Raw genomic sequence first — 21161 nt, 5'->3', positions numbered from 1 at the left:
CCAGCCTGCAGCCGCTAGCCACCACTCGACTTACGCAAACGCACCGGAATCGACTTCGCTGCCGGCACGAGGCTCGATTTCGCGTGGTGGTAAAGCGGGATCAGCGGATTGCATTCCGGGTAGTAGCCCATCATGCAGCCCTGTGGAATATCGAACGCATGCACGCGCATGCCGTCGAGTTCGCGCGTGATGCCGTCGTTCGACAACGTGGAAATACACACCGCGTCGCCTTCTGCAAAGCCGAGCCGCGTCAGGTCGTCACGATGCATCAGCAGCACTTCGCGGGTGCCGGTCACGCCGCGAAAGCGATCGTCCAGACCGTAGACCGTGGTGTTGAACTGGCTGTCGCCGCGAGTCGTCATCAGACGCAGCACATCTGGACCGGTGGACGGCATATCCGCGTCCTCATCGAGCGTCTCGGGCACAATGAAATTCGCCTTGCCATTGGGCGTTTTCCACTTCCGCTCGCAGGCGGGAATAGGACGGTGAAAACCGCCTGGTTGCCAGAAACGCTCGTTGAAATCGCGGAACTGGTCGGGATAGGTCTGCTCGATAGCGCCGCGAATCTTTGCGTAGTCGTCCACCCACGCATCCCAGTCGACCCGTGGATTGCGCGGCAGGAGTGCGTTGGCCAAGCCCGCGACAATGGCCGGTTCCGAAAGCAGCATCTCGCTCGCCGGCTCCACGTAACCGTGCGAACCGTGAATGCAGGCCGTGCTGTCTTCGACGCTAACCGCCTGGTCGCCGCTCGCCTGGCGGTCGATCTCGATGCGCCCAAGGCACGGCAGCAGATACGCGACCTCGCCGTGAATCAGATGGCTGCGGTTGAGCTTGGTCGCAATCTGCACGGTGAGCCGCACCTTGCGCCACGCCGGGTCCATCACATGATGATCGGGGGTCGCGACCTGGAAGTTGCCGCCGAGTCCGATGAAACCTTTTACCTTGCCATCGAGCACACCGCGACACGCTTCAACAGTGCTCATGCCTTTATCGCGTGGCGGCTCGAAGTCGTACAGTTCCGCAAGCCTGTCGAGCGGGGCGAGTTCCGGCTTCTCGGTGATGCCCACGGTACGCTGTCCCTGGACGTTCGAATGGCCGCGAATCGGACAGATGCCTGCACCGGGGCGCCCGATATTGCCGCGTAACAGCAGCAGATTGGTGAGCATCTGCACGTTATGCACGCCGCTGCGATGCTGGGTAATGCCCATGCCGTACAGCACGATCACCGCTTTGGCGCGGGCGTATTCGCGAGCGGCCGCTTCGAGCGTGGCGCGACTCAGATGGGCGTGGCCTTCGATCTCTTTCCAGGTGGTCGCACGCATGGCCGCGGCAAACTCGTCGAAGCCATGCGTGTGCTCGGCGATAAAGGCGGCGTCGAGCACGCGTGGGGTGCCGTTCCGCTGTGCTTCGTCATCCCATTCGATCAACAGTTTGCATAGCCCTGCGATCGCCGCAGCGTCGCCGCCTACTTTGACCTGGTGATACTGGGTGCTGATTTGTGTCGCGCCGGGTGTCAGCATCTCCACTGGTGACTGCGGATTGGCAAAGTCGACGAGGCCGCGCTCCCTGATCGGATTGAACGTGATGATTTCCACGCCGCGTTTGCGCGCATCCTGCAACTGGTGCAGCATGCGCGGCGCGTTGGTGCCGGTGTTGTGGCCGAAGAAAAACAGACAGTCGGCTTTCTCGAAGTCGGCGAGCGTGACGGTACCAACCGGCGCGCCAATCGCCGGCACGAGACCCACGGAGGTGCTCTCGTGGCACATGTTCGAGCTGTCCGGCAGATTGTTGCTGCCATACATGCGCGCGAGAAGCTGATACATGTACGAGGTTTCAAGCGAAGCGCGACCGGACGCGTAAAACACCACTTCCTTCGGATCCATCGCGCGGAGCTCGCTGGCGATGTCGGCAAACGCATCCTCCCACGTTGTGGGGACGTAGCGATCGCTAGCCGGGTCCCAGCGCATCGGCGCGCCGAGCCGTCCTTGCGATTCAAGTTCAAATCCGGACCACGACTCCAGCTCGCTCAGCGTATGAGTCTCGAAGAACTGAGCGTCGACACGTTTGTTGGTGATCTCCCAGGCCGTGGCCTTCGCGCCGTTCTCGCAGAACTCGAACAGGTGCGGGTCGGCGGGCTTCGCCCATGAACAGCTTACGCAGGCAAAGCCGTCCGGTTTGTTCTGGTGCATGAGCACCTGCGTGCCGTGCAGTGCGACGTGCTCCTGGACCAGGATCGAGGCCACCGCCTTCACAGAGCCCCAGCCGCCTGCAGGGTGCGAGTACTCCTTGATGGGGGCATCTGTGCTCATACTGGCTCCTGGACATTGGGTTGGACGCCAAACATCGGCGTAAGAAGACCCGCAAGAAATGGGCCGCTGGGCTTGATTAAAGACCGGGACAAACGCGTTGCACGTGTAGCGAGAATGCCCCACGTCGGTCAGTCGTCGATCGACCACTCCGCGGGGTGCACGCTTGTGCTTGTCATGTGTGCCATCGCCCGCTCGACTGTGTCATTGCGTTCGGGAGCGTGCCAATGCACCTGGAAGCGCTCCTCGAGGACACCGTTTGCTGGATCCATCCGCAAGCCGCGCGACGCCACCCGGCAATGCAGGCGTTCGAGTTCATCGAGCCATCGGGCCCGTTCGCGGGAGGCAACGTCGTAGCGGATGGTGAGCGAAGCACGCAGGTTGCGCGGCAACCGATGTTCGATTTTTGCGAGCGCGCTCAGCACGAACATCCCGAGCACGATCCCGATCACGGCGAGCGCAATCTGCCCGCCGCCGGCGCACAACCCCACCACGGTGACGAACCACAACGTTGCTGCCGTTGTCAGCCCGGTGACCAGACCGTCCTTGCGCAGGATCGCGCCCGCACCGATAAAACCGACGCCGGAGAGGATGCCGAGCGGCAGACGCATGAGGTCGAGCACCGCGAACGAACCTTCGGGCTTGCCGGCCTGCGAGAGCAGCACGTTCATCTGCAGCATCGCGAGGCAAGCGGCAAGACATACGAGCATGGTGGTACGCAGGCCCGCTGCCTTGCCCGATTCGCCGCGATTCAGGCCAAGCAGTGCGCCGGCCAGCAACGCCACCGCAAGCCGGATGGCGAGATCTTGCCAGACTGGGATGAACGGCATTGGCGTCATGAAGATGATTTCCGCTGAACGAAAATTTGCGCGAGGGCGTAACCCTGCGGATGCAACGCGCATGCCATACAGGGGCTAAACGGGCTCGTCGCGATCTTTCGTCATGCTCAGGAACAGCCGTTGCTCGGTGCTCGTTAAACGCTCCCACGCGCGAAGCTGACCGCTGAGCGCAAAGGGATGCGGCGAAGAAAGCCTCTATACAGGGAAGTATGCAGAATGGCGCGACACAAAGCCGACGTAGCCGATGACGAGTTTGAAATCTTCGCGAGTTACCACAGCACGGGAGACGGTCGATATATCGGTGGCCTAAAGGTTATCCGCAAGGCCGACCGGAGAATTCTGTTTCCATTCGAAGGCGCACCGCAGATCGGACCCTACGAAAGCGCGGATGAAGCACGTCATGCCGCGATTGAATATGGCCGCTCGATTGTCGCGGCGGATCGGGCTGCGCCTGAGCCTTGATTTCCGTGTCCGGTACGCGGATCGTCGCAATCGCAATCGGGGAGGCGGCCACGCCGTTCTCCTTTTTACAAAGTCGATGAGGAATTTGCTGCAACCCCCGTGCCTGGTTTGCCGCTTTCTGGCGAGATGAAGCGGTCCGGTTGTTGCTGCGATGCTGAGGTCGTCATCTACAGGAGGCTGTGATGCAACACGATACGAAGCCCCAGAATGCAGGACCGCGCGATGAGGATAAGTCGCGAGGCGATACCCGCACGGCGGCACAAAAGGAAGAGGCGGAGCGTACCGATCCGGCGCGCACGCGCCAACGTCCGAAGCAGACTGCGGAGGTGCCGCTCGGCACGGGTGAGCGTAGCGAGCCACCCGGAGGCGGTGGCCGCGAGGCACAGCGAGTGTCACCGGACAAGCAGCGCGGTCATTGATTCACGGCAGAGCTCACAGCACCACTTGCACTCCAAGCTCCACCACGCTGTCGCCATCTAGCCCGTAGTATTCGGCGCTCGATGCGGAATGAAACGACATCGCAGCAAATAGCGATTTGCGCCAGTCCCGCATGGCATCGCCATGATGTCCCTTGACGACTTCTTCGCGCGGCAAAAAGAACGTGGTGTGCTTCGGCTCGTAGCGCCAGTCGCCGAGCCGTCCATTGAGCGAGGCGAGCAATGTGGGCAGATTGGGCCGCTCCACAAAACCGTGCCGTGCTACGACCTCGTAGCAGCCGTTGCCGAGGTCACGCGTCTCGATACGGGTTTTTTCGTCGACCCGGGGAGCGGATTCCGAGAGATTGGTGAAGAAGATCGAGGTCCGATGCAGGACGCGGTTATGGCGCACGTTACTGTGCAGCGCGGCCGGTGTCATGCCGCGCAGATTGCCCGGGTAGACCGCCGTGCCCGGCACACGTGCGAGCGGTTCCGCATCGCCCAACGCTTCGGCCAGAAAGGTTTCCAGCGTCGCTGTCTTCGCGGCGCGCTGCGCCTCTGCCTCACGGCCGCGCTGCCAGGTGGTCATGAGCACGAACATCACCGCGCCGATCGTGACTGGAAACCAGCCGCCTTGCGGAATCTTGGGCACGTTGGCCGCTACCAGCAGGCCGTCTACTACCAGCAACGGCACGCTGACGGCCGCCATCGCAAGGCGCGGCCAATGCCAGACATGTCGCGACAGGCTGATCATCTGGATCGTGGTGGTCAGCATCGTTAGACCGACGGCAATGCCATAGGCGGAAGTAAGCTTCGCGGACGAGCGAAACGCCAGCACCAGAAACATCACCGCCGCAAACAGGATCAGGTTGACGGCCGGCACATACACCTGGCCGCGGTGCTCACGCGACGTTTCCACCACGCGCATGCGTGGCAGAAAGCCGAGCTCGATTGCCTGGCTCGTCATCGAAAAAGCGCCGGAGATCACCGCTTGCGACGCGATCACGGTGGCAAGCAGCGCAATCACGATAGTCGGAATCAGTGCCCAGCCTGGCGCCATCGAGAAGAACGGCTGGTCCTTCGGGCCGGCCTCATAAAGCTGCGTGGCGCCCTGGCCGAAATACCCGAGGATGATGGAAGGAAACACCACCATCAGCCACGCCACGCGAATCGGACGGCGTCCGAAATGGCCGATATCGGCATACAGCGCCTCCGCGCCGGTCAGCGCGAGAATCACGGCGCCGAGGATCACGAAGGCGATCGTCGGGCGTTCCTGCACGAGATGCATCGCCCACCACGGTGACAGCGCGCTCAGGACCTGGGGATGCTGCGCGATCCGGTAAATGCCAAGCGCAGCGAGCCAGAGAAACCACAGCGTCATGACCGGACCGAACCACCGTCCGACCGTCGACGTGCCGCGCTTCTGGAACAGGAAGAGCGCAATCAGGATCGCGACAGCGCCGGGCACGACGAGCAGGGCTAACGCATGATCGATCTGCGGTAGCCCTTCGGCCGCGGACAGCACGGAAACGGCGGGCGTAATCATCGAATCGCCGTAGAACATCGCCGCACCGAACAGGCCGACGAGCAGCAGGATACGGGGCGCCGGCTTGCCGTCCCTGTCGCAGCCGGCGCGCACCAGCGCCGTGAGCGCGACGATACCGCCTTCGCCCTGGTTGTCCGCACGCATCACGTAGCAGACGTATTTCAGCATCACCACGATCACGACGGCCCAGACGATGGTCGATAGGACACCCATGACGATCAGTGGCGTGCTGGCGCCGGCATCGAGCACACCCTGGCGGAACGCATAGATGGGGCTGGTGCCGATATCGCCGAATACCACCCCAAGCGAACCCAGCACGAGGCTCGAGGTGCCGGGGCGATGATGGGGTTGGTTGGTGCTGCGTTTAGCAGCAGCGTCGCGGGCCGTCGGGCGAGACTCGGTGGAAGAAGTTGACATGGCGCGGCTTGCAGATCTCCTGTGCGCACGGCGATTACCGGCATCAGTGAAATGCGGTAGCAAGACGTGTTCCCTTGCGAGAACAAACCTGTCCCCGCACGCCGGGGCGAGGGCGTCGAAGCCGGCTCATGGCGGCTCAGGCGAGCAAAGAAGGCGTACTCGCAACCCACAGAGCAGGCGCGGTTTGTGCGGCACAACGAGCGTTGCTGGACACATTCTGGAGTCGACCATGTATAACGATGCCGAATACGCGCGGGACGTCGCAAACGAACAGTACGAGGTTTTCAGGCTGGATCCTCGCGAGTGGGTACCGAACAATTCCCGGCTGCCGGTCGTGATTTACCGGCGCGCCCTACGCGCCGACAGCGGCGACCTTGCGTCTGCCTTCGAGATTCTCTTCGAGCGTAACGACTGGCCGCCGCAGTGGCGCGACGGCATTTTCGACTATCACCATTTCCACGCCACTGCCCACGAAGTGCTCGGCATCGCCTCGGGTTCCGCCGAAGTGATCGTGGGCGGCCCCGGCGGACGCGTCGTGAAAGTCACCGCGGGGGATGCGCTGCTGCTGCCGGCAGGCACCGGTCATTGCCTGCAGGCTTTCTCGGGCCGTTTTCAGGTGGTGGGCGGCTATCCGGCAGGCCAGCAGTGGGATATTCGCCGCGACGCACTGACGCCCGCCGAGCACGCAACCATGGAGGCGCTGCCGTTTCCGCCGCGCGATCCGCTCGACGGCACGCACGGTCCGGTCGTCGAACACTGGCTGCATGCTGCTTGAGTCTGTAGTCGTCGCAAGCTTTGAAAGCTGCGTGACGGCAGCAGGCAGGGCATTGCGGCGATTGTTGCGCGGCCGCCGCCTAGTCGTTGCACGCCATACAGTTGGCTATTACCGCATATCGGCGCATGATCGGACGGTTGGCCGCCACTGGGCCGTTTAAGATGGGCTGTCCCCATGCAGGGCGCCCGTAGCCGGCCGCCCCATGCCGGTCGCTCCGGGCAAGCCTGGCTTTCGGCCCGTTTCCGCAGGAATGTTCAATTGCCGCGCGTCACTTCGACGTCGCCCTTCGTAGAACAGGAGCTTCCCATGCAAAACAATCCCTCCCTCGATAAGCTGTGTATCGACACAATCCGTACGCTATCGATGGATGCCGTGCAAAAGGCGAATTCCGGCCACCCCGGCACGCCAATGGCGCTGGCCCCGGTCGCCTATCACCTGTGGCAAAACCATCTGCGCTATGACCCTGACGAGCCGCTGTGGCCCAATCGCGACCGCTTCGTGCTGTCGGTAGGGCACGCGTCGATGCTCTTGTATTCGCTTCTGCATCTCGCCGGTGTAAAGGCGGTCGACGACGACGGTAAACCGACCGGCAGACCCGCTGTATCGCTCGACGACATCAAGCAGTTCCGCCAACTCAACAGCAATACCCCGGGACACCCCGAATACCGCATGACGACCGGCGTCGAAACCACCACTGGACCGCTCGGCCAGGGCCTAGGCAATAGTGTCGGTATGGCCATGGCCGCGCGCTTCTACGAGACGCGCTTTAACCAGTCCGATGCGCCGCTGTTCGATTACCGCGTTTACGCGTTGTGCGGCGACGGCGACATGATGGAAGGTATCTCGCACGAAGCGGCTTCGCTCGCGGGCCATCTGCAGTTGTCGAACCTGACGTGGATCTACGACAGCAATCGCGTGACGATCGAGGGGCACACTGATCTCGCCTATAGCGACGACGTGGAAGCGCGTTTTCACGGCTACCACTGGCATACGGTCCACGTCACGGACGCGAACGATGCCGCCGCGCTCGAAGCCGCCTTCAACGAGGCGAAAAGCGTGACCGACAAGCCGACGCTGATCGTGGTGAACAGCATCATCGGCTGGGGCGCGCCGAAAAAGCAGGACACCTCGGCCGCACACGGCGAGCCGCTCGGTGACGAGGAAGTCGCCGCCGCCAAGCGCTTTTACGGCTGGCCCGAAGACAAGAAGTTCTACGTGCCGGATGGCGTGATGGCGCGCTTCGCGGACGGCATCGGTGCACGCGGCAAGGCGGCGCGTAGCGACTGGCTTGCGAAACTGGACACCTACGGCAAAAAGTATCCGGATCTCGCGCGCGAGTTCGCGCAGATCGAGGCGCATGAATTGCCGGATGGCTGGGACACCGATATTCCCACTTTCGAGCCGGACGCCAAAGGCATCGCCACGCGCGAGTCGTCGGGCAAGGTTCTCAATGCGATCGCCGCGCGTCTGCCGTGGCTCATTGGCGGCGCGGCCGATCTTTCGCCGTCCACCAAGACCAATCTGAAGTTCGAAGGGGCGGGCAGCTTCGAGCACGACAGCTACGGCGGCCGCAATCTGCACTTCGGGATTCGCGAGCACGCCATGGGTGCCGCGGTGAATGGCCTCGTGCTATCGAACCTGCGTGCTTACGGCTCGACGTTCCTGATTTTCAGCGACTACATGAAGCCGCCGATCCGGCTGTCGTCCATCATGGAAGTGCCGGCCATCTATGTGTTCACGCATGATTCGATCGGCGTCGGCGAGGACGGTCCGACGCACCAGCCAATCGAGCAGCTGGCGTCGCTGCGCGGCGTGCCGGGTCTGACTGTGCTGCGGCCCGCGGACGCCAATGAAGTGGCCGAGACGTGGCGCGTTGCGTTGTCGAGGCCGCGCCATCCTTCTTGCATCATCCTGACGCGTCAGCCGCTGCCGACATTCGACCGCAAAAAATACGGCTCAGCCGAAGGGGTGCGCAAGGGTGGCTACGTGCTGGCCGATGCCGCCGACGGCAAGAAGCCGCAGGTGCTACTGCTCGCAACCGGCAGCGAAGTGTCGATCTGCGTGGACGTCTACGAAAAGCTGAAGAGCGAGGGTATTGCCGCGCGGGTGGTGTCGATGCCGGCATGGGATATTTTCGAATCCCAGGACGACGCTTATAAGGACTCCGTGCTTCCGCCTGATGTCGACGCGCGGGTTTGCGTCGAACAGGCCGCGGAACTCGGTTGGGACCGCTACGTGGGCCGGCTCGGAGCGAAGGTCGTGATGCATACGTTCGGTGCTTCGGCGCCGTTGAGCGAACTGAAGAAAAAGTTCGGCTTTACGCCGGAACATGTCTACGACGCGGCCAAGCAGCAGATTGCCCGGGTACAGAAGAAGTAACTTCGCGCCCGGTTAGTCCGAAGGCATTCAGGTTGGCCTGGCAGTTGCAGGCCGCCTGAATGCCTTTTTATTGTGCCGCCAGCTTTGATCAGCGTTCCTAATTTGCTGGAATCGTCACAACCGGAGCCTTGGTGCTGGTGTCGGCCTCGGCGAGCGCCATCAGGTTCTGCACGACGGTGAAGGCGTATTTCGAATCGAAATCATTGCGCTCCACCCAATAGGCCGAGGCGCCGTAGTTGATCACCACATAGGCATCCGCAGGCGGCTTTTCGCCCGAATGCACGATGATGGTAGGCCGCGTTTCTCCACCGATCAGGCCCACCGTCGGCTTGGTCGCGCCGCTGCTAATCTGCTCGAGCGGCACCTGTACCTGCGCGCCGAGATCGGTCAGGATGCCGAGCACCGAACGGGTCACCATGGGAATCCGGTCTCCCCGTTCAGACGATGGTCCATAGACGATCTGATAGGTCCGTGTATTCGGCGCGAGATTCAGCAAACGGCGCACGCGCGCCAGGTCAGCGACGCTTTGCGGCGACACGCCGCTGGTCGCCGCGCTCATCGCCAGATAGACGCTCGCTTTGCCGTTCTCCTGGCGCGATTCGACGTTGAGCTCGCCCGCCATCTGCAGGCGTCTGAGAGACTGCAGCAACTCGAAGAAGCCCGGCGCGCCCGCGGCATTGTCGCCGCCTAGCGCGCTGCCGTTCTGCAGGCCGCCAATCGATTGCGCTGTGATGCGCAATAACAGATCGATCGGGATGCCGCCTTCGGCGAGCGGCAGCACCAGTTCAGGTGCGAGCGGCCGGATGTAGGCCGAGGCGAATGCTTCGCCGGTGGTCGGCGAGAAGGTGAAGGTGGGGTGGTTCGAGTAAGACACGCTGCCGGTCGCGAGCGCATAGTTCGGCTCGCTGCCCGAGCCGACGTTTCCAGTCGCGCCGATGGTCGAGTCGAACTGATAGGCCGCGATGATCGAGCTGACCGTCAGGAACGCGGGCGCATCGCCATAACGTAGTCCGACGACTGCGGCCAGGATTTCGCGTTTTTTTGCGTCGCCTAGCGCTCTCGCGTAATCGACCTGATCAGCTCTCAATCGGGTGGGACCCACATGTACGCATGCAGTGGTGAGGCAGGCTGTGCAGAGAACCGCGAGAACCGAGGCTTTTGTCATCATGGGAACGCGAGAGCGGAGCAGGCCGCGTGGGAAATTGGCATCCCAGGCGCAGTAGCAGAGCGTATGCCTGATCGGGGGTTTTTAGCGCAAGCGTCCGTGGTATCGGGATTCGGCGGTGCTGACAGGCAGCTTGCACCGCTGGAGGCAGCGTAGATTCCACAGATGAATGCAATATTTGCAGAGCGCGAAGTTCAGCGGTGAAACGGCTAACCAGCGATTCCTTTAGATTCCTTTAGACTGGGAGAAGGAAAGGTCCAACCCTTCGTCAACCTCTCATTGCTTCCGAACCGACTCGATGCCAGCAACTCCTGCAGAGGATCTGATCGTTGCCCGTCCGCAGGGTCTCTATTGCCCGCCAGGCGATTTCTACATCGATCCCTGGCAGCCCGTCGACCGTGCGGTCATTACTCACGCCCACTCCGATCACGCCCGCTGGGGCCACACGCACTATCTCGCCGCTCAGCCAGGCGCGGGTGTTCTGTTATCAAGGCTGCCCGGCATCGATCTGCAAACCGCTGCATACGGCGAGCGTCTCGACATCAACGGCGTAACGGTCTCGCTGCATCCCGCGGGCCATGTACTCGGCTCCGCGCAGATACGCGTTGAACATCGCGGCCGCGTGTGGGTCGCATCCGGCGATTACAAACTCGATTCCGATCCCACCTGCGCCCCGTTCGAACCGGTACGCTGCGACACCTTCATCACCGAGTCGACGTTCGGACTCCCGATCTATCGCTGGGAGCCGCCGCAAACCGTGTTCGACAGCATCGACTCGTGGTGGCGGCATAACGCTTCAGAAGGGCGTGCGTCGGTGCTGTTCTGCTATTCGTTCGGCAAGGCGCAGCATTTGCTCGCGGGTGTCGACGCAGCCATTGGTCCGATTTTCTGCCACGGTGCGCTCGAGTCGATCAATAACGCGTATCGTGCCGAAGGCGTCGCGTTGCCGCCAGTTCGACTGGCCGGTGAAATTGCCGCGAAGGACAAAGCCGTCTTCAAACAGGCGCTCGTCGTCGCGCCCCCCTCGGCGCAAGGCAGCCCCTGGTTGAAGCGCTTCGGCGATTACAGCGACGCATTTGCATCCGGCTGGATGCGCTTGCGCGGCGCACGCCGCAGACGCGGCGTCGACCGCGGCTTCGTGCTGTCCGATCATGCGGATTGGTCCAGCCTCCACACTGCGATTCGCGAGACCGGCGCTGAGCGCGTGATCGTCACGCATGGCCAGGTGGAACCGATGGTGCGCTGGCTGCGCGAACAGGGTCTCGAAGCAGGCGCCTTCGCCACGCAGTACGGCGACGAAGCCCTCGAAGATACCGCAAGCGCCGTCGAAGCCGCCACGCCAGCCGCATCCGATCCACCGTGAGCCGCGCGTCATGAAACGATTTGCTGCGCTCTACACCGCGCTTGATGCCACCACCTCGACGCACGACAAGCTCGAAGCGTTGACTACCTATTTCAGCGCGGCGGCGCCCGAGGATGCCGCGTGGGCGTCCTACTTTCTGGCGGGCGGCAAACCGCGGCAGTCGGTGCCGACGCGCCTGCTGCGAGAAATCGCCTGCGAGCGCGCAGGTTTGCCGGCCTGGCTCTTCGAGGAGTCGTACCAGGCGGTCGGCGATCTGGCCGAGACCATCGCGCATATTCTGCCGCCGGCGCAGCGCATCTCGGAGCTGGGGCTCACGCAGTGGATCGAGCAGCGCGTGCTGACCTTGCGCGGCGTCGCGCCCGAAGAACTGCGCACGCGGCTCCTCGCGTACTGGGACGAACTCGACTGGGGCGGGCGGTTTCTGCTGACCAAACTGATCGGCGGTGGCTTTCGGGTTGGCGTGGCACGGCAACTGGTGGTGCGTGCGCTCGCCGAAGTGGCAGGCGTCGATCACAAACGAATCGCACAGCGCATGGTGGGCTGGACCGATTCGCAACAAACACCCGATGCCGCACGCTATCTTCGCCTGATAGCACCGGAGCCTAACCATGCAGCAAATGGCGACGCCACGAACGAAGCGGAGCAGGGCACGCCCCTCGATGCAGCGAACGACAGCGACCTTGGTCTGCCGTACCCATTCTTTCTCGCGCATCCGCTGCAAGCCGAACCGCAGACGCTGGGCGACCCGCAACACTGGCAGATCGAATGGAAGTGGGATGGCATTCGTGCGCAACTGGTCAAGCGTGCCGGCCAGGTATGGCTGTGGTCGCGCGGCGAAGATCTGATCACCGCGCGCTTTCCCGAAGTCACCGCGCTGGGCGAAGCGTTGCCGGATGGCTTCGTGCTCGATGGCGAGATTCTGGCGTGGGAACCCGATGCATTGGCGCCGTTGCCGTTTGCCCGGCTGCAGCCGCGCATCGCGCGCAAAACCCTCACGAAGAAAATTCTCGCCGATTCACCCGCCGCGTTCCTTGCCTACGATCTGCTCGAAGCACAGGGCAACGATTTGCGCATGACGCCGCTCGCACAGCGCCGCGCACAACTCGAAGCGCTGGCGGTTTCGCTGGACGGCTCGCAGATCCGCGATCTGCTGCGAGTCTCGCCATTGGTGGAGGCGCCCGACTGGACCGCGCTCGCACAGTTGCGCGACGAAAGCCGGGCCCGCGGCGTAGAAGGCTTGATGCTGAAGGAGCGTCAGTCGATGTACGGCGTGGGTCGCACCAAGGCCTCGGGCACGTGGTGGAAGTGGAAGATCGATCCCTACGCGGTGGATGCCGTACTGGTCTATGCACAACGCGGACACGGCCGTCGCGCGAGTCTCTACACCGATTTTACTTTCGCCGTATGGGACGAAGCCGATGGCGTGCGCACACTGGTGCCGTTTGCCAAGGCCTATTCTGGTCTCACCGATGAAGAGATGCGCCAGGTCGATGCGATCGTACGCAAGACGACGATAGAAAAATTCGGCCCTGTGCGCAGCGTGACGCCGACGCTCGTGTTTGAAATCGGCTTCGAAGGCATTCAGGCGAGTCCGCGGCACAAGTCGGGCGTAGCGGTACGTTTTCCACGCATGCTGCGCTGGCGCACGGACAAGACGATCGAAGATGCCGATTCGCTGGCAATGTTAAAAGGCTTTATCGACGATCGCTCCGCCTGACGCGAACCCACTCGGGATTTTCCCTGAGAGCCATGCCAGATGCGTGGCGTGATGGCTCTGGTTGCGCACACAAGGGCTTTCCCAGGCTGGTCAGCGCTTGCGCATTTTGATACTTCTTGCTCCTTTGGACCGGGCGCTTCGCCTGCTTGGGGGCGCCCTCAGGATCGAATCTTGCGGCCGACGTGCGATGTGCCCGCTTGTGGCAAAGGGGAGAATGCAGTGACTGCAGACGACGGAATCAATGATAGCGACGACGTAGTGGTGTGGCGGCCAATCGGTGAAGCGTTGGCATCGCATCGCCGCGTGCTGGTGGTCGACGACTACCGCGAAGCGGCCGACGCATTGCAATTGCTGCTCAATGCGGATGGTTTCGAATGCCGCGCACTCGAAGACCCTTTGACGGTTTGCGATGTGGCAGGGGACTGGCAACCGTTCGCGGTAGTGCTCGACATCAAGATGCCGGGACTTGACGGTTTAGAGCTCGCACGGCGGCTGCGGGCTCATCCTTCCACGTCGCATATGCTGCTGGTTGCGTGTACCGCGTTCTCATCGGCAAATGATCGGGCTCGAGCGAAAGCAGTGGGCTTCGACGCGCATTGCGCGAAGCCGCTCACGCCGCAACGTCTGTTGCGCGTGCTGGAAGCCGCAACGACAAGCAGGGCAGACGGCCCGCTGTAACTGGCAGCGGACAATCCCGCACACCTGCGCACAGCCCGCGCTGCAAAATCCTCTTCAATCAGGCGCGTACTTGAATTCAGGCAGCGCCTCGAGCGACTTCTTCGTGGCCTCGGGCAGCATCACCTGGCGGTTCTCGATCTGCAGCTCGGCAAACGGCACCGCGACCAGGTGCTTGTCCATCCCCAGAAATCCTCCCACCGACAGGATGGCATACGTGCTGTGATCGCCTGGCGCGACGATCAGATCGTCGAGCGTGCCGATGTCATCCTTGTTGCGGTTGTACACCGACGCGCCGTGCAGTTTAGAGGCGCGGTAACCGCTGCCGAGTTGCACGACGTCGGTTCGTTTTTCAGTGACTGCTTGCGGCGCTCCCTGCGCGAAAGCTCCGCAAGAGAGCAGGGCGGCGAGCACACCCGCCGCAAATTGCATCTTCGATGTTCGTGTCATGGTGTCCACCCTCGGGGCGCCTGACGAGGCGCGTTTGGTTTAGTCATGCAAAAGACAGCGCGGACCTACCCAATTCGCCGTGCTGATTCGTGCGCGTAAGAGGTAGAGGCAAAACGCATGCCTTGCCACTTGGCACGATTCAAACAACGCGTGCCAAACAACGTGCGAAGGGATATCGGCCGTTCGGGACCATAACTTGCTTAAGTTAGTCTTTCGCACAGGCTCCCGTGCAATCACTCCCATCGTCCAAGGAAAAAACATGTCACGTGAGGCCTCCCAAACTCCTCCCGCCCAATACGCCGCACGCATCGCGGAAGGCGTCCCTTACCCGCTGGGCGCGACCTGGAACGGCGTCGGAGTCAATTTCGCATTGTTTTCCGCGCATGCGACAAAGGTCGAACTCTGTCTGTTCGATTCAACGGGCGAGACGGAAATTGAGCGCATCGAACTTCCCGAATATACCGATGAGGTCTGGCATGTTTTCGTGCCGGATCTGAAGCCCGGTGCGATCTATGGCTACCGCGTGCATGGCCCGTATGCACCCGAGGAAGGCCATCGCTTCAATCCGAACAAACTGCTGCTCGACCCGTACGCCAAGGCGCATATTGGCGATCTGAAGTGGGGGCCGGAAATCTTCGGCTACACGCTCGATCACGAAGACGGCGACCTTTCCTTCGACGAGCGCGACAGCGCCCCCTTCGTGCCGAAGTGCAAGGTGGTGGACGCCAATTTCTCGTGGAGCCACCCCGAGCGCAATGCGCTGCCGTGGGAACGCGTGATTGTCTACGAGACGCATGTGCGCGGTTTCACGCAACGCCATCCCGCCGTGCCGGAAAATCTGCGCGGCACGTTCGCCGGCCTCGGCCAGCAACCGGTGATCGACTACATCAAGGGGTTGGGCGTCACCACCGTCGAACTGCTGCCCATCCACATGTACGTCAACGACAGTTATCTGCTCGATAAAGGTCTGACGAACTACTGGGGCTACAACACGATTGGCTTCTTTGCGGCTGACCCGCGTTTTTTCGCGAGCGCGAATGCATCGTTGGAAGAATTCAAGGCGATGGTCGACCGCTTCCATAACGCCAATCTCGAAGTAATCCTCGACGTTGTGTACAACCACACCGCCGAAGGCAACGAACGCGGCCCTACGATCTCGTTCAAGGGCATCGACAACGCTTCGTACTACCGTCTGATGCCGGATGAACCGCGCTATTACATCAACGACACCGGTACCGGCAATACGCTGAACCTGTCGCATCCGCGTGTGCTGCAGATGGTGACCGACAGCTTGCGCTACTGGGTAAGCGAAATGAAAGTGGATGGTTTCCGCTTCGATCTCGCCACGATTCTCGGTCGCGAGCCGCATGGTTTCGATGAAGGCGGCGGCTTTCTCGACAGTTGCCGGCAGGATCCGGTGCTCTCGAGCGTGCGTCTGATTGCCGAGCCTTGGGATTGCGGTCCGGGCGGCTATCAGGTGGGCGGCTTTCCGCCGGGCTGGGCAGAGTGGAACGACCGCTTCCGCGATACCACCCGCGCTTTCTGGAAAGGCGATGAGGGTATGGTGCCCGATCTCGCCAAGCGCCTTACCGGCTCCGGCGACAAGTTCAACCGGCGTGGCCGGCGTCCGTGGGCCAGCGTGAATTTCATCGCGGCCCACGACGGCTTCACCACGAACGATCTCGTTTCGTACAACGACAAGCACAACGAGGCGAACGGCGAGGACAACAAGGACGGCCACTCCGATAACAAGTCGTGGAATTTCGGCGTGGAAGGCCCTACCGACGATCCGGATATCCGCCAGCAGCGCGAGCGTCAGAAGCGCAACCTGCTAGCCACGTTGCTGCTTTCGCAAGGTACGCCGATGATCCTCGCCGGCGACGAATTCGGCCGCACCCAGAAGGGCAACAACAACGCCTATTGTCAGGACAACGAGATCAGCTGGCTCGACTGGGAAGCGATCGACGACGACGGGCGTGCGTTGACGGAGTTCGTCAAGAACCTCACCACCTTGCGGCATCGCTTGCCGGTGCTGCGGCGCGGACGCTTTCTGACTGGCGAATACAACGCTGCGCTCGAGGTGACCGATACCCGCTGGCTGTCGCCGACTGGCGAGGATCTCTCGCAGGAACAATGGGACGACGCAGCGATGCGCTGCTTTGGCCTCGTGATCGACGGCCGTGCCCAGGCGAGCGGCATTCGCCGGCCAGCCTCCGACGCGACACTGCTGCTGGTCCTCAACGCGCATCACGACGTGGTCAATTTCACGTTGCCGGATGTTCCCGAGGGCGATCAATGGACCTGCCTTCTCGACACGAACATGCCGGTACGCGACGAACTGCCGGCATTTTCTGCCGGCGCGTCTTACCAGGTCACCGGCCGCTCGCTGCTGTTGTTCGCGCTCGATGCTTCAAGCCGTGCAACCCAGCGGGTATTGGACGGACTCGAGCAGCAGTTGACCACCGATGATCCCGGCAAAACGAGCTAAGCACGGTCCGTAACGCCAGGTATAGGGCTTGCTGAACATGTAAACGCAGGCACCCCCGCGCGCCTTTGCATTCGCCTGATTCTCTGGTGCAAGCCAGCGAAGAAAATCCAGGCAATGAAGAACGCAGCGGCGGTCGCTCCGACCAAAGCAGACTCAAGGCAAAACGCCCAGGAGGGCAAGATGGCACAGGACCACGAACTCGAAACAAACAGCACCGAAGAAAAGATTCGCACCCGCGCGTACTACCTGTGGGAACAGGCGACCGATCCCAAGGGCAACCCGGACGAATACTGGGAGCAGGCGCGCGCTGAAGTCGAGAAGGAATCGATGGGCGCGGAGGGCGACTCGCATACGGGTGTGACGGTAACGCCGACACACAAGGAATAGATGCGGGACTTCGACGACCCACGCTTGACGCGCACGGCGACACGTATTGCTCCGAGCACCGCGCTGGGCATCGAGGGGCTGATCACGTTGGCGGTCGGCGTGCTGGCCGTCGCTGCGCTTTACTTTGCGCGCGACGTGCTGATTCCGATCACGCTCGCGATCCTGCTCAGCTTCCTCGTCGCGCCATTGGCGAATGCGTTGTTGCGCATCCGCCTAGGACACGTCGCCTCGGTGTTTGCCGCGGTGCTGCTATCAGTCTCGGTCATTGTGCTGCTCGCCAGCGTGATCGGGACTCAGCTCACCGACCTCGTCGCCAACGGGCCGCATTATGAAGCCACCATCGAGCGCAAGCTCGACACCGCGCACAACCTGACCATCGGCAAGCTCGACCGCCTGATGGGCACAGCCGGTCAGGCGCTGCAGCGTGTCACCGAGCCGCAGCAGCAGCCGTCCCCCGCGCCGCCACCGGCCTCGCGCAGTGCCGTGGCGCCATCATCCGATGCACAGGCACCCGCCGCGATGCCCGTCGTCGTGCGCGAGCCGGTGCCCACGCCATTCGAACTCGCGCGGCGTTTTCTGACACCTGCCATTAGCCCGCTTGAAACCGCGTTTATCGTTTTCGTCGTGACGATCGTGATTCTGCTCCAGCGCGACGATCTGCGCGACCGTGCGATTCGTCTGTTCGGTTCGCGCGATCTGCATCGCACGACGACCGTGATGGACGAGGCCGCGCGTCGTCTGAGCCGCTACTTCGTGTCGCAGCTCGGCGTGAATGCAGGGGTGGGCGTGGTGATCGGCATCGGCCTTTCTCTGATCGGAGTGCCGAGCCCTATCCTGTGGGGCATCATGGCCGCGCTCTTGCGGCTCGTGCCATACGTGGGCATCTGGATTTCGGCGGTGCTTGCCACCGCTCTGGCCGCAGCGGTGAGTCCCGGCTGGTCGATGGCGATCTGGTCGCTGGCGCTCTTCGTGAGCGTCGAAGTGCTGGTTGGGCAAGTGGTCGAGCCTTTGCTGTACGGACACAGCACGGGTCTTTCGCCGTTTTCCGTCGTGGTCGCCGCGATTTTCTGGAGCTGGATCTGGGGGCCTATCGGACTGATCCTCTCCACGCCCTTGACCTTATGTCTGCTGGTATTGGGCCGTCATGTTCGACGGCTCGAGTTTCTCGACGTGCTGCTAGGTGATCAACCCGCGCTCACGCCGATCGAGAACTTCTATCAGCGTGCGCTGGCCGGCGACCCGGATGAGGCGCTCGCACAAGCCGAGAGTCTGCTTCGCGAGCGTTCGCTCTGCGCGTATTACGATGAAGTTGCCCTCAAGGGTTTGCAACTGGCGGCCAACGACGTGCAGCGTGGCAGCGTCACCGCCGCGCAACTCGCACGGATCGAATCCACCACTAACGACCTGGCCGAAGGGCTCGATAGCTTTCCCGATCGCGATCCCAGGCTCGATCAACCCGAGGAAAACTGGGCGGCAGTCGGGCCGTCCGACGAACGGTCGCGATTGCCCGTGGATGAAGCGAGCCTCGAGCGCGAAGCCAGAGCACAAGCGGCGGCGAGCGAAGGCGAAGCGGGCATGGGGGCAGGTCAAGGCACGGCCGGCAACACGAGCGACGAGACGCGTATCCAGCGTGAGCGCGCCGAACGCAATCGGGCTGGCCATCAGGTGCTATGCATCGCCGGACGCGGTCCGCTCGATCAACTGGCGACCAGCCTGCTGCTGCAACTGCTCGGCAAGCACGATCTGAATTGCCGCTCGCTGCCGCATGAAGCGGCGTCGCGCACTGCTATCGATACGCTCGATACGTCGGCGGTCACCATCGTATGCCTGTTCTATCTGAACATCGACGGTATTCCCTCTCATCTGCGCTATCTCGTGAGGCGGGTTCGTCAGCGCCTGCCTGATGCGTCGATTGTCGTTGGCCTGTGGCCGCAAGGGCAGCCGGAAAAGTGGAGCGACGATCTGCAAAGCGCGATCGGTGCGGACTGCTACGCAACGTCGATGCAGGACATGCTGAATGCGTGCTGCCGGATCGCCGCTACCGTTCCGGTGGAAATGGAACCGGCGCAGACGGTCGACGATATCGCGGCGTAGTTCTGGAAGTACCATCCTCAACCGCCCGGCGCTTTCGCCGGGACCGCATCCGTCGCGCCTGTCGCATTCCCACCAGCTTGCCATCCGCCGCCCAACGCCTTGTACAGTGCCACGAGGTCAGTGCTGACCTGCATGGTTTCCTGCGCGTACTGCTGCTGCGCATCGCTTAGCTGCCGTTCTGCGTCGAGCACGTTGATAAAAGTAACGAGGCCCTTGCGGTAGCTGTCGCGCGCGAGTTCGAAGGCGGCCTGCTGCGCCGCGACGCTGTCGCCCAGCGACACCTGGCGCGCCTGATCGGTACGGTAGACAGCGAGGGCATTGTCGACATCGCGCAACGCCATCAGCACCGTCTTGCGGTAATCGAGTGCAGCCTGCTGCTGTTGCGCTTGCGACAGATGGAGGTTAGCCACCAGCGAGCCGCCCTCGAAGATCGGCAGCGAGATGCTCGGCCCGAATGAATAGAACAGGCTCGACCAGTGTGTCAAACCGCTCGCGTTTGTGGCGCGCGTGCCGACCTGGCCGGTCAGCGAGATATCCGGGTAGAACTGCGCCACCGCGACGCCGACATCGGCGGTGGCCGCATGCAGACTCGCCTCGGCACGGCGGATGTCCGGACGTCGGCGCGCCAGTGTCGACGGCATGCCGACCGGCACGCTCGGCGGTACAGGCGGCACCGCGGCAGGCGCGGACAGTTCATCCGCGAGCGAGCCCGGCGGCTCGCCGAGCAGATAGGCGAGGCCATTGAGCGCCTGCTGGATCTGCTGATCGTATTGAGGCAACTGCGCCTGGGTCTGCGCGTATTGCGCTGTCGCACTTTTTACATCGAGCTGACTCGCAAGCCCCACCTTCGCCTGACTTTGCGTCAACGCGACGATATCGCGCTGCTGATCGACGAGGCTTTGGGTAATCTGCCGCAATGCCTGGGCGCCGCGTAACTGCATATAGGTTTGCGCGACCTCGGCCTCGAGCGACACCAGTGCGTCGTTGCGGCTTTCCACCGCCTCTTCGGTCTGCGCATGCGCGGCCTCGACCGAGCGGCGCACCCGGCCGAACAGATCCAGCTCCCACGAAGCATCGAAACCGACCTGCCATAGGTTGATCGGCGCGGTCAGCTGGTTAAGGACATTGTTGGCGCCGTTTTCGAGCGTAGCGCCCGCCCCAGGGGCGATCTGGTTGACCGGCGAGTTCGGCGCGCCCAGTTGATCGACCTTGTTGTAGACGCCATCGGATTCCAGAAAGCCCTTCGCGCCGAGCTGTTCGCGCTGATAGCTACCGCTTGCGCGTACGTTGGGCAGACCTTGCGCAGCCGCGCTCTGCTCCTGGGTGCGTGCTTCGACGATGCGCAGCACGGCCTCCTGCAGGTCAAGGTTGTCGCGCGCGGCGCGGTCGATCAGCCCATCGAGCGTCGGGTCCGAGAAGCTGCGCCACCATTGCGGATCGGGATCCGAGTCCATCGTGGGCACGGATGCGGCTGTTGGCGCCGCAGCCGAAGCAGGCGTCGCGGCACGAGCCGCCGCCTCTGAGGCAGCCTGCTGCGGATCGTGCCATTGCGCCGGCGTGTCGGCTTGCGGAGCGCGAAACTGCGGTCCAACCGTGCAGGCGCCGAGCAGCACTGCAAGAGGAAGTGCAACGGGGAGTGCACGCCGGAGCGCGGCACGTCGTACGCGGCGAACGTGGCTCAT

At 62.6% G+C, this 21161-nt stretch carries 16 protein-coding genes; 10 read left to right on the top strand and 6 right to left on the bottom strand.

All coding sequences use genetic code 11. From position 1 onward, the window contains the following. Positions 1-14: 14 nt before the first annotated feature. Together BUS06_RS12915 and BUS06_RS12910 are read right to left on the bottom strand one after the other, a co-directional pair. A complete protein-coding gene (locus tag BUS06_RS12915) occupies positions 15-2309 on the bottom strand; it encodes an FdhF/YdeP family oxidoreductase (protein ID WP_074264611.1) in 2295 nt (764 codons plus the stop codon). 128 nt (positions 2310-2437) lie between these two features. Next, the gene (locus BUS06_RS12910; protein WP_074264610.1) at positions 2438-3145 is read right to left on the bottom strand and encodes an MgtC/SapB family protein; all 708 of its coding nucleotides are present in this window, start codon (positions 3143-3145) and stop codon (positions 2438-2440) included. 216 nt (positions 3146-3361) lie between these two features. Between BUS06_RS12910 and BUS06_RS12905 the strand changes: the two genes are divergently transcribed. Together BUS06_RS12905 and BUS06_RS12900 are read left to right on the top strand one after the other, a co-directional pair. Next, a complete protein-coding gene (locus tag BUS06_RS12905; protein ID WP_074264609.1) occupies positions 3362-3607 on the top strand; it encodes a DUF6723 family protein in 246 nt (81 codons plus the stop codon). Positions 3608-3789: 182 nt separating this feature from the next. Beyond that, positions 3790-4026 (top strand): hypothetical protein, encoded by a 237-nt coding sequence (locus tag BUS06_RS12900; RefSeq protein WP_074264608.1) that lies wholly within the window; start codon positions 3790-3792, stop codon positions 4024-4026. Positions 4027-4039: 13 nt separating this feature from the next. On the opposite strand, the gene BUS06_RS12895 is transcribed toward BUS06_RS12900, so the two are convergent. Continuing rightward, entirely contained in the window at positions 4040-5986 is a 1947-nt protein-coding gene (locus BUS06_RS12895; protein WP_083611412.1) for a potassium transporter Kup, read from the bottom strand. Between the two features lie 229 nt (positions 5987-6215). Between BUS06_RS12895 and BUS06_RS12890 the strand changes: the two genes are divergently transcribed. Both BUS06_RS12890 and tkt read left to right on the top strand, forming a co-directional pair. Beyond that, a complete protein-coding gene (locus tag BUS06_RS12890; RefSeq protein WP_074264606.1) occupies positions 6216-6761 on the top strand; it encodes a cupin domain-containing protein in 546 nt (181 codons plus the stop codon). Between the two features lie 306 nt (positions 6762-7067). Then, positions 7068-9140, top strand: a complete 2073-nt coding sequence (gene tkt / locus BUS06_RS12885; RefSeq protein WP_074264605.1) for a transketolase — start codon at positions 7068-7070, stop codon at positions 9138-9140. A 97-nt stretch (positions 9141-9237) separates the two neighbouring features. On the opposite strand, the gene BUS06_RS12880 is transcribed toward tkt, so the two are convergent. Continuing rightward, positions 9238-10308 (bottom strand): hypothetical protein, encoded by a 1071-nt coding sequence (locus BUS06_RS12880; protein WP_074264604.1) that lies wholly within the window; start codon positions 10306-10308, stop codon positions 9238-9240. A 295-nt stretch (positions 10309-10603) separates the two neighbouring features. On the opposite strand from BUS06_RS12880, the gene BUS06_RS12875 reads away from it, so the two are divergent. From BUS06_RS12875 to BUS06_RS12865, 3 genes are all read left to right on the top strand, one after another. Next, entirely contained in the window at positions 10604-11668 is a 1065-nt protein-coding gene (locus BUS06_RS12875) for a ligase-associated DNA damage response exonuclease (protein ID WP_074264603.1), read from the top strand. Positions 11669-11678: 10 nt separating this feature from the next. Then, positions 11679-13385, top strand: coding sequence for an ATP-dependent DNA ligase (locus BUS06_RS12870; RefSeq protein WP_074264602.1), 1707 nt, complete (start codon positions 11679-11681; stop codon positions 13383-13385). A 219-nt stretch (positions 13386-13604) separates the two neighbouring features. Beyond that, on the top strand, positions 13605-14063 hold the full coding sequence (locus BUS06_RS12865) for a response regulator (protein WP_074264601.1): 459 nt from the start codon (positions 13605-13607) through the stop codon (positions 14061-14063). A 54-nt stretch (positions 14064-14117) separates the two neighbouring features. On the opposite strand, the gene BUS06_RS12860 is transcribed toward BUS06_RS12865, so the two are convergent. After that, positions 14118-14510, bottom strand: coding sequence for a PRC-barrel domain-containing protein (locus BUS06_RS12860; protein WP_074264600.1), 393 nt, complete (start codon positions 14508-14510; stop codon positions 14118-14120). A gap of 259 nt (positions 14511-14769) precedes the next feature. Between BUS06_RS12860 and glgX the strand changes: the two genes are divergently transcribed. From glgX to BUS06_RS12845, 3 genes are all read left to right on the top strand, one after another. Beyond that, positions 14770-16998 carry a glycogen debranching protein GlgX gene (gene glgX, locus BUS06_RS12855; RefSeq protein ID WP_074264599.1) on the top strand — a complete coding sequence of 743 codons (2229 nt, stop codon included), beginning with the start codon at positions 14770-14772 and terminating at the stop codon, positions 16996-16998. A 180-nt stretch (positions 16999-17178) separates the two neighbouring features. Further along, positions 17179-17385: a DUF2934 domain-containing protein gene (locus BUS06_RS12850; protein WP_074264598.1), complete on the top strand. Its 207-nt coding sequence runs from the start codon at positions 17179-17181 to the stop codon at positions 17383-17385. Then, positions 17386-19479: an AI-2E family transporter gene (locus BUS06_RS12845; protein WP_074264597.1), complete on the top strand. Its 2094-nt coding sequence runs from the start codon at positions 17386-17388 to the stop codon at positions 19477-19479. A 17-nt stretch (positions 19480-19496) separates the two neighbouring features. On the opposite strand, the gene BUS06_RS12840 is transcribed toward BUS06_RS12845, so the two are convergent. After that, entirely contained in the window at positions 19497-21161 is a 1665-nt protein-coding gene (locus BUS06_RS12840) for an efflux transporter outer membrane subunit (protein ID WP_074264596.1), read from the bottom strand.

It is taken from the genome of Paraburkholderia phenazinium (assembly GCF_900141745.1).
In the GTDB taxonomy this organism is placed as follows: Bacteria; Pseudomonadota; Gammaproteobacteria; order Burkholderiales; family Burkholderiaceae; genus Paraburkholderia; species Paraburkholderia phenazinium_B.
Note: the sequence above shows the minus strand (reverse complement) of the source record. Positions and strands in the feature narration are given on the sequence as shown.